This window comes from Ensifer sp. (genome assembly GCF_035999185.1).
Lineage (GTDB): Bacteria > Pseudomonadota > Alphaproteobacteria > Rhizobiales > Rhizobiaceae > Ensifer.
In genome coordinates this window covers 1-6,702 of record NZ_DASYHB010000092.1, presented here as the reverse complement: position 1 = coordinate 6,702, position 6,702 = coordinate 1, and the positions used below count along the sequence as shown (strand labels likewise).

General features: G+C 62.4%; 10 protein-coding genes and 1 riboswitch. Of the genes, 7 read left to right on the top strand and 3 right to left on the bottom strand.

The features are described from left to right. Positions 1 to 828: hypothetical protein (locus VGO04_RS09115; protein WP_327495626.1), on the bottom strand; the 828-nt coding region annotated here is incomplete at its 3' end. A gap of 168 nt (positions 829 to 996) precedes the next feature. On the opposite strand from VGO04_RS09115, the gene VGO04_RS09110 reads away from it, so the two are divergent. Next, positions 997 to 1,431: a metallopeptidase family protein gene (locus tag VGO04_RS09110; protein WP_327495625.1), complete on the top strand. Its 435-nt coding sequence runs from the start codon at positions 997 to 999 to the stop codon at positions 1,429 to 1,431. Positions 1,432 to 1,690: 259 nt separating this feature from the next. On the opposite strand, the gene VGO04_RS09105 is transcribed toward VGO04_RS09110, so the two are convergent. Next, positions 1,691 to 1,897: a DUF1737 domain-containing protein gene (locus tag VGO04_RS09105; RefSeq protein WP_327495624.1), complete on the bottom strand. Its 207-nt coding sequence runs from the start codon at positions 1,895 to 1,897 to the stop codon at positions 1,691 to 1,693. Beyond that, positions 1,894 to 2,799, bottom strand: a complete 906-nt coding sequence (locus VGO04_RS09100) for a CoA ester lyase (protein ID WP_327495623.1) — start codon at positions 2,797 to 2,799, stop codon at positions 1,894 to 1,896. The genes VGO04_RS09105 and VGO04_RS09100 overlap by 4 nt, the downstream gene beginning before the upstream one ends. A gap of 126 nt (positions 2,800 to 2,925) precedes the next feature. Between VGO04_RS09100 and VGO04_RS09095 the strand changes: the two genes are divergently transcribed. The 6 genes from VGO04_RS09095 (at position 2,926) to VGO04_RS09070 (ending at position 6,339) form a co-directional block, all read left to right on the top strand. Then, on the top strand, positions 2,926 to 3,180 hold the full coding sequence (locus VGO04_RS09095) for a hypothetical protein (RefSeq protein WP_327495622.1): 255 nt from the start codon (positions 2,926 to 2,928) through the stop codon (positions 3,178 to 3,180). 188 nt (positions 3,181 to 3,368) lie between these two features. Beyond that, positions 3,369 to 3,800: a glyoxalase/bleomycin resistance/extradiol dioxygenase family protein gene (locus VGO04_RS09090; RefSeq protein ID WP_327495621.1), complete on the top strand. Its 432-nt coding sequence runs from the start codon at positions 3,369 to 3,371 to the stop codon at positions 3,798 to 3,800. A 155-nt stretch (positions 3,801 to 3,955) separates the two neighbouring features. After that, a complete protein-coding gene (leuD, locus tag VGO04_RS09085) occupies positions 3,956 to 4,561 on the top strand; it encodes a 3-isopropylmalate dehydratase small subunit (RefSeq protein ID WP_034802725.1) in 606 nt (201 codons plus the stop codon). A 9-nt stretch (positions 4,562 to 4,570) separates the two neighbouring features. Continuing rightward, positions 4,571 to 4,951, top strand: a complete 381-nt coding sequence (locus VGO04_RS09080; protein WP_327495620.1) for a RidA family protein — start codon at positions 4,571 to 4,573, stop codon at positions 4,949 to 4,951. 99 nt (positions 4,952 to 5,050) lie between these two features. Then, complete coding sequence (locus VGO04_RS09075; RefSeq protein ID WP_327495627.1) at positions 5,051 to 5,890, top strand: MoxR family ATPase; 840 nt, start codon at positions 5,051 to 5,053, stop codon at positions 5,888 to 5,890. Next, on the top strand, positions 5,887 to 6,339 hold the full coding sequence (locus tag VGO04_RS09070; protein WP_327495619.1) for an NUDIX hydrolase: 453 nt from the start codon (positions 5,887 to 5,889) through the stop codon (positions 6,337 to 6,339). The genes VGO04_RS09075 and VGO04_RS09070 overlap by 4 nt, the downstream gene beginning before the upstream one ends. Positions 6,340 to 6,570: 231 nt before the next feature. Next, positions 6,571 to 6,648, top strand: a riboswitch (SAM riboswitch). Positions 6,649 to 6,702 lie beyond the last annotated feature (54 nt).

The window sequence follows — 6,702 nt, the reverse complement described above, 5'->3', positions numbered from 1 at the left end:
GGGCTCGACGGGGTAAAGGCGGCGGTCATGGGGGTTCCACTCCAGCTGGAAGCCGAGCGGCGCAGGAGCCCTGCTCTTCTCGGCAATGACATGAAAGACGGGATGGCCGATGCTGCCGCGAAGCATCGATCCATCCGGTAGCGGGCGCTCGCGCGCAGGCGCCGGCTCGACGAGGAAGCGAAAGAAGGCGCTGCTCGCCTCCTCGTGTCCGGACTGGCGCAAGAGCAGAAGGGGGACGTGGCCGGCCCGCGAGCGCATATGCAGGCGCCGGCTCTCGCTGAGCGCAAGGGCGCCAGGGTTGCCGCGAATTTCCAGAATGACGGCGCAGAAGCTCGGCACGGAAAGGGCGGCTTCAGCAATCCACAACGCATCCTTCACCGTGCGCGGCAGGCTGAAGACAAGGCCGCGGACATCAAGCCCATAGGCCTTGAGACCAAGCCCATAGGGCAGCCCCGCCTCGTTGGACGCCATCGACTGGCTGATCCAGAGAACGGGGGCCGCCGGCTCGCCTTTTTCAAGGCGCGCCTTTTGGCAAAGTACGCTGAGCGCTGTGGCAAAACCGGCTGCGGCACCCGCATCCCGCGTCTCGGCATTGCGGATTTCCGTCAAACCTTCAAGCGGTAGGCCGCCGTCGAGAAGGTCGTCCAGTTCCGCAATGCCGAGTGCCAGCGCCCGGCGGCCGGGCTCATCGTCCTCACGCTGACGGAAGCCGCCGGGATCGGCCGCCTTGGCCGCTCGCACGACGCCCGGAAGCCGACGGTTTTCGATCCTGGCGATCGTCTCTCGGAGCGAAAGTACCGTCTCCCGCTCCACGGCTTTGTCGGCCATGACGGTCAACTCCCATCAAATGTTCATGTTATGTTCTATTAGATTCCAGAGCTTCCTAAATGAGTCAACAGCCAATTCTAAGAATTTATTCCTGTCCCTGTGGTCAAGGAATTCAACACTCGAAAAACACTGGCAAAATCGCTATATGGAGGGCAACAAGGAGTGCCTATGGCCCGCATTGACCAGACCGATGATTGGCGGGAACGCCACGCACCGACACTTACCACTTTCGAACAGCTCGCGCAGGAAGCCTACGGTCACCTGCCGCAGGAATTTCGTCAGCTGACGACCGACCTCATTATCGAAGTTGCCGACTTTCCGAGCGACGACGTGTTCGAGGACATGGCGCTGGAAACGCCCTTCGACCTGCTCGGCCTATTCGAAGGCAGCGGCATCAGCGAGCGCTTCACCATGGAGACCGGCCAGTTTCCGAACCGCATCACGCTTTACCGCCGCCCGATCCTCGACTATTGGGCCGAGAACGATGAGACGCTGGGCGACATCATCACCCACGTGCTGATCCACGAGATCGGCCACCATTTCGGCCTTTCAGACGACGACATGGAGCGGATCGAAGCCAGCGTCGAGCACGTCGGCGGCTAAGCAATTCCAGGAAAAGTGCAAAGCGGTTTTGCGTCCGGAGTTGCGTGACTTCAAAGAGCAAGGCTCACCCTTTGCCGTTGCCCCTCATCCGCCTGCCGGCACCTTATCCCCGCAAGCGGGGCGCAGGGACTTTGACGAACCTGCTCGAACCCACAACCGTCCGCGCCCCTAGGCAAAGACCGCGTAGCTTGCCGCGTCCCCTCTCCCTGCCTGCGGGGAGAGGGTCAGGGGCAATCCCTGACACCGGTGCTAAGCGGGACTACTGCTCCGACAGCTTGATATCAGGCGTATAATCCTTGCCCTCGACCTCCTTCACCACCGCCTGGCCGCACTGCATGTGCTGCGTGTCGGCGTTGAAGGCGTAGCTGGGCGAGCCGTGCAGGCTCCAGCCCTGGTTCAGCGCCGCCGTCACCTTGTGGCAGAAGGTGGCATCGTCGGGACCGGTCAGGAAGCGGTAGAGTTTCAAGATCTTGTCTTTCGTTTGTCGATGAGGTCGGCCTTGGCCGCGAGTGTTGTCGCCTGATCGAGATGCAGCCGCTCGACCATGCGCCCATTGAGATTGATGACGCCCTTGCCGGCGTTTTCGGGGAGCGAGAAGGCGGCAATGATCGCGCGCGCCTCGTCGACGGCGATCTGCTCCACGCCGAAGCGCTCGTTCGCCGGGCCGATCTGGGCCGGATGGATGAGCATCTTGCCGTCATAGCCCATGTCGCGGCCCTGCCGGCATTCCTCGTCGAAACCATCAGCGTCGCGAAAATCGTTGAACACGGCATCGATGACGTCGAGGCCGCCACCGCGCGCCGCCAGCAGGATCTGCATCAGCCAGGCAACGAGATAGGGACGGCCCGGACGATCGGGCACGCCGGTTTCCTTGCGCAGGTCGTTGAGGCCGACGACGAAACAATCGAGCCTGCCGCCGAAGGTGCGGCCGGTTTCGGCGATGACGGGCGCATTGATGACACCACGCGGCGTCTCGATCATGGCCCAGAGGCGCAGCGTGTCCGGCGCATCGTTTTCGGCAAGCCAGTCGGCCGCCGCCTGGATGTCCGCCGGGCTTTCAACCTTCGGCAAAAGGATCGCATCCGGCTTCGCCGCAAGAGCTGCTGCGAGATCGTCCTGGCCAAAGCCGGAGCCGATCGCGTTGACGCGGATGACGATCTCGCAATCCGGGCGCTTCGCCGTCAGATGCCGCACCAGCGCCTGACGGGCCTCGGCCTTGCGCTCGGGCGCCACCGCATCTTCGAGATCGAAGATCACGGCGTCCGTGGCGAGCTCGGCAACCTTGGCAAGCGCACGGGCGTTATCGGCGGGCACGCAAAGCACCGAGCGGCGCAGGCGCACGGGATGATGGTCTGTCGATTTGCTCATGCCCCAGTTGTGCCCGCCTTTCACCCGTTCCGCAAGACGAGGCGAACCGCCGCACCCTTTCGTGAAGGACCGCCTCTTGCAAGTGCGCGCGCGAACTCCCACATCGCCATCAGAAAGGTGACGATTATGCAAAGCATTCGCTCTGTTCTCTTTACGGCCGCAGCCCTGACCATCACGTTTGCGGCCTTTGTCCTGACCGCTTCGCTGGCCTTGGCGCTGGCCGGCATCGCCGCCGTCGTCGTGATCGGCAGCGCCATTGCCACCCGGCTGAACTTCAAGCCGGCCCGCGCAACAGTCCGTCCGGCCGCAGCAGCTGCCGCCCACGGCCAGCGCGAGATGCGCATCTGGAACGACGGTCGCGGCACGATCATCGACCTCTGATCCCCAGTGATCCGGGCAAGGCCGTCCGAGCCGATCCACGATCGGCTCGCATCCTGACGCCTGCAAAAAGACGCGCGGCACCGGGCTTTAAATTTTTTTCCATCCCCATGTCGGATTGGGCGATCCCCGCCCGTCCTTGAGACAGGCCAGCAACGGTCCTGGCTCCTCAAACAGGATGGAGAAACCCGATGGATACCCAGACGCAGCAAACTGAAGCGCAGCAGCCGGCACCGGTCCTGAGCGGCCTTCTGCCCTATCTGCAGGTCGATGGCGCCGCCAAGGCGTCCGAATTCTACCAGCGTGCCTTCGGCGGCAAGGAAGTCGGCCGGCACCCACTCGACGAGCAGGGCCGCACGATGCACATCCACCTCTATGTCAATGGCAGCTCGCTGATGCTGGCCGACGCCTATCCGGAATACGGCCATCCGCTGGAAAAGCCGCAGGCCTTTACTCTGACGCTCACGGTCGAGGACATCGACGCCTGGTGGGACCGCGCCGTTGCCGCGGGAGCCGAAGTGGTGATGCCGATCGAGGTGATGTTCTGGGGCGACCGCTACGGCCAGCTTCGCGACCCGTTCGGGGTTCTCTGGGCGATGAACAGCCCGGTCAAGGCCGGCTAAGTCCTTCCCGACAATCGAAATCCGGACGAAAGTTCCATCGGGCGGGCATTTTCACCCGCCCGATAACACGTGTTTGGATAGATTTTTCTTCATTTCGGCGCAAAACTCATCTAAACGCTAGCGCAACATTCTTCTGAAATCGAAGGCCTGAAGTTATGGAAAAATTCGTCAAGCTCACCGGTGTCGCCGCCCCCCTCCCCGTCGTCAACATCGACACGGACATGATCATTCCGAAGGATTACCTGAAGACGATCAAGCGCACCGGCCTTGGCAAGGGCCTTTTCGCCGAAGCCCGCTACAACGAGGACGGCTCGGTCAATCCGGACTTCGTGCTGAACAAGCCCGCCTACCAGAACGCCAGCATCCTGGTTGCCGGCGACAACTTCGGCTGCGGCTCCTCGCGCGAGCATGCGCCGTGGGCGCTGCTCGACTTCGGCATCCGCTGCGTGATCTCCACGTCGTTCGCCGACATTTTCTACAACAACTGTTTCAAGAACGGCATTCTGCCGATCGTCGTCAGCCAGGCTGACCTCGACAAGCTGATGGACGACGCCTCGCGCGGCTCCAACGCCATCCTCTCGGTCGACCTGGAATCCCAGGAAATCACCGGTCCGGACGGCGGCTCCGTCAAGTTCGAGGTCGATGCCTTCAAGCGTCACTGCCTCTTGAACGGCCTCGACGACATCGGCCTGACGCTGGAAAAGGCAACCGCCATCGACAGCTTCGAAAAGACGGTCGGCGCCGCGCGCCCCTGGGCTTAAGCGAGCAATATGGCGCGCAAGCTCATCTCCTCGGGTTCGCCCTTCGAAAAGACGGCAGGCTATTCGCGTGCCGTCGCGATGGGCGACTGGTGCTTCGTCTCCGGCACGACCGGCTACGACTACGCCACCATGACCATGCCCGAGACGGTGGAGGAGCAGGCGCGCAACTGCCTGAAGACGATCGAGGGCGCGCTGACGGAAGCGGGCTTCTCGATGAAGGACGTGGTGCGCAACCACTACTACGTCACCGATGCCAGCTTCGCCGACCGGGTGTTCCCGATCTTCGGCGAAGTTTTTGGCGAGATCCGCCCGGCCGCAACCATGATCGTCTGCGACCTGATCCGCCCGGAAATGCTGATCGAGATCGAGGTCACTGCCCTTCGCGGCTGAAGACTTCTCGCCCAACCCCTCCTCAAATCGATTCCGATTTCGGCCAAGATGCGGTAGTCCATGGACTTCGCAGACGAGATGCTGAAACGGAAGACGCACATGCAATTCGAGGGCACCGCCGACTATATCGCCGACAAGGACCTGATGATCGCGGTCAACGCCGCGATCCGGCTGGAGCGGCCGCTGCTGGTCAAGGGCGAGCCCGGCACCGGCAAGACCGAGCTTGCCCGCCAGATTGCGGCGGCGCTTGATCTCGAGCTCATCGAATGGAGCGTCAAGTCGACGACCAAGGCGCAGCAGGGGCTTTACGAATATGACGCCGTCTCGCGCCTGCGCGACAGCCAGCTCGGCGACGAGCGTGTCAACGACGTCAAGAACTACATCCGCAAGGGCAAACTCTGGCAGGCCTTCGAGGCCGACCGCCGCGTGGTGCTACTGATCGACGAGATCGACAAGGCCGACATCGAGTTTCCGAACGACCTGCTGCAGGAACTCGACCGCATGGAATTCCATGTCTACGAGACCGGCGAGATGATCGGCGCCCGCCACCGGCCGATCGTCATCATCACCTCCAACAACGAGAAGGAACTGCCGGACGCGTTTCTGCGCCGCTGCTTCTTCCACTATATCCGTTTCCCGGACGCAGACACGCTCGCCCGCATCGTCGAGGTGCATTATCCCGGCATCCGCAAGACGCTGCTTTCAGCAGCGCTTGCCGCCTTCTACGACATCCGCCAGGTGCCGGGCCTAAAGAAGAAGCCGTCGACATCGGAAGCGCTCGACTGGATCCGCCTGCTGGTTGCCGACGAAGTCGATCCGGCTGATCTGAGAGCCGATCCCAAGACCATGCTGCCGAAGCTGCACGGCGCGCTGTTGAAAAACGAGCAGGACGTGCATCTCTTCGAACGCCTGGCCTTCATGGCGCGCCGCGACGGATGAAGCCCGACGCGCACAAGGTGCTGATTTACGCCACCTGGCAAGGTCGGCTGCTGCTCTTCGACGAACCGGACTTTCCCGAGATCGAGATTCAGGTGCCCGGCGGCACAATGGAACCGGGCGAAAGCCCGGAGCAGGCGGCCGCGCGGGAATTCACCGAGGAGACCGGGCTGACGTCGCCGCAGGCGCTCACCCATCTCGTCACGCAGGACTACCACTACAAGAAGGACGAAAGAACCGTCTGCCATCGGCGGCATTATTTCCATGTCGCGCTTGGCGAAGAGCAGCAGGAAAGCTGGACACACCAGGAAATGACGCCCTTTGGCGGTGGTGAGCCGATCCGGTTTCGCTTCTTCTGGCTTGAGATCGAAGAGGCCAGAAGCCGCCTCGGATACGGGATGCAGGACGCCTTGGATTTTCTGGAAGCCCGGTGCATTTGCCCCTCACCCTAACCCTCTCCCCGCAGGCGGGGAGAGGGGACGTGGATGGCGCAAGGTGACTCCAAGGCGCTGTCGCCCGACGTGTGTTCCGTGGACTGCAGCTGCTGCGCTAATTGGGAAACGATCGGGTGCCACAGGTCCCCTTCTCCCTACACGCGGGGAGAAGGTCGCGGCAGCGGGATGAGGGGCAGTCCGGCACCGTCCGAATCGTTTTTCTTGACCCCCGCGCCCCTGTCGCGCTATCAAATTCCCCGTGGTGATTTGGCCGGCCGGCTTGCAGCCACGTTAAACAAGTCGCTAAAGGGCCGAGGAAAGTTGGATTTCCGAGGACCGGTCGCGATCAATCGCCGCCGGTTTTTTTGTATTGATCGAGTG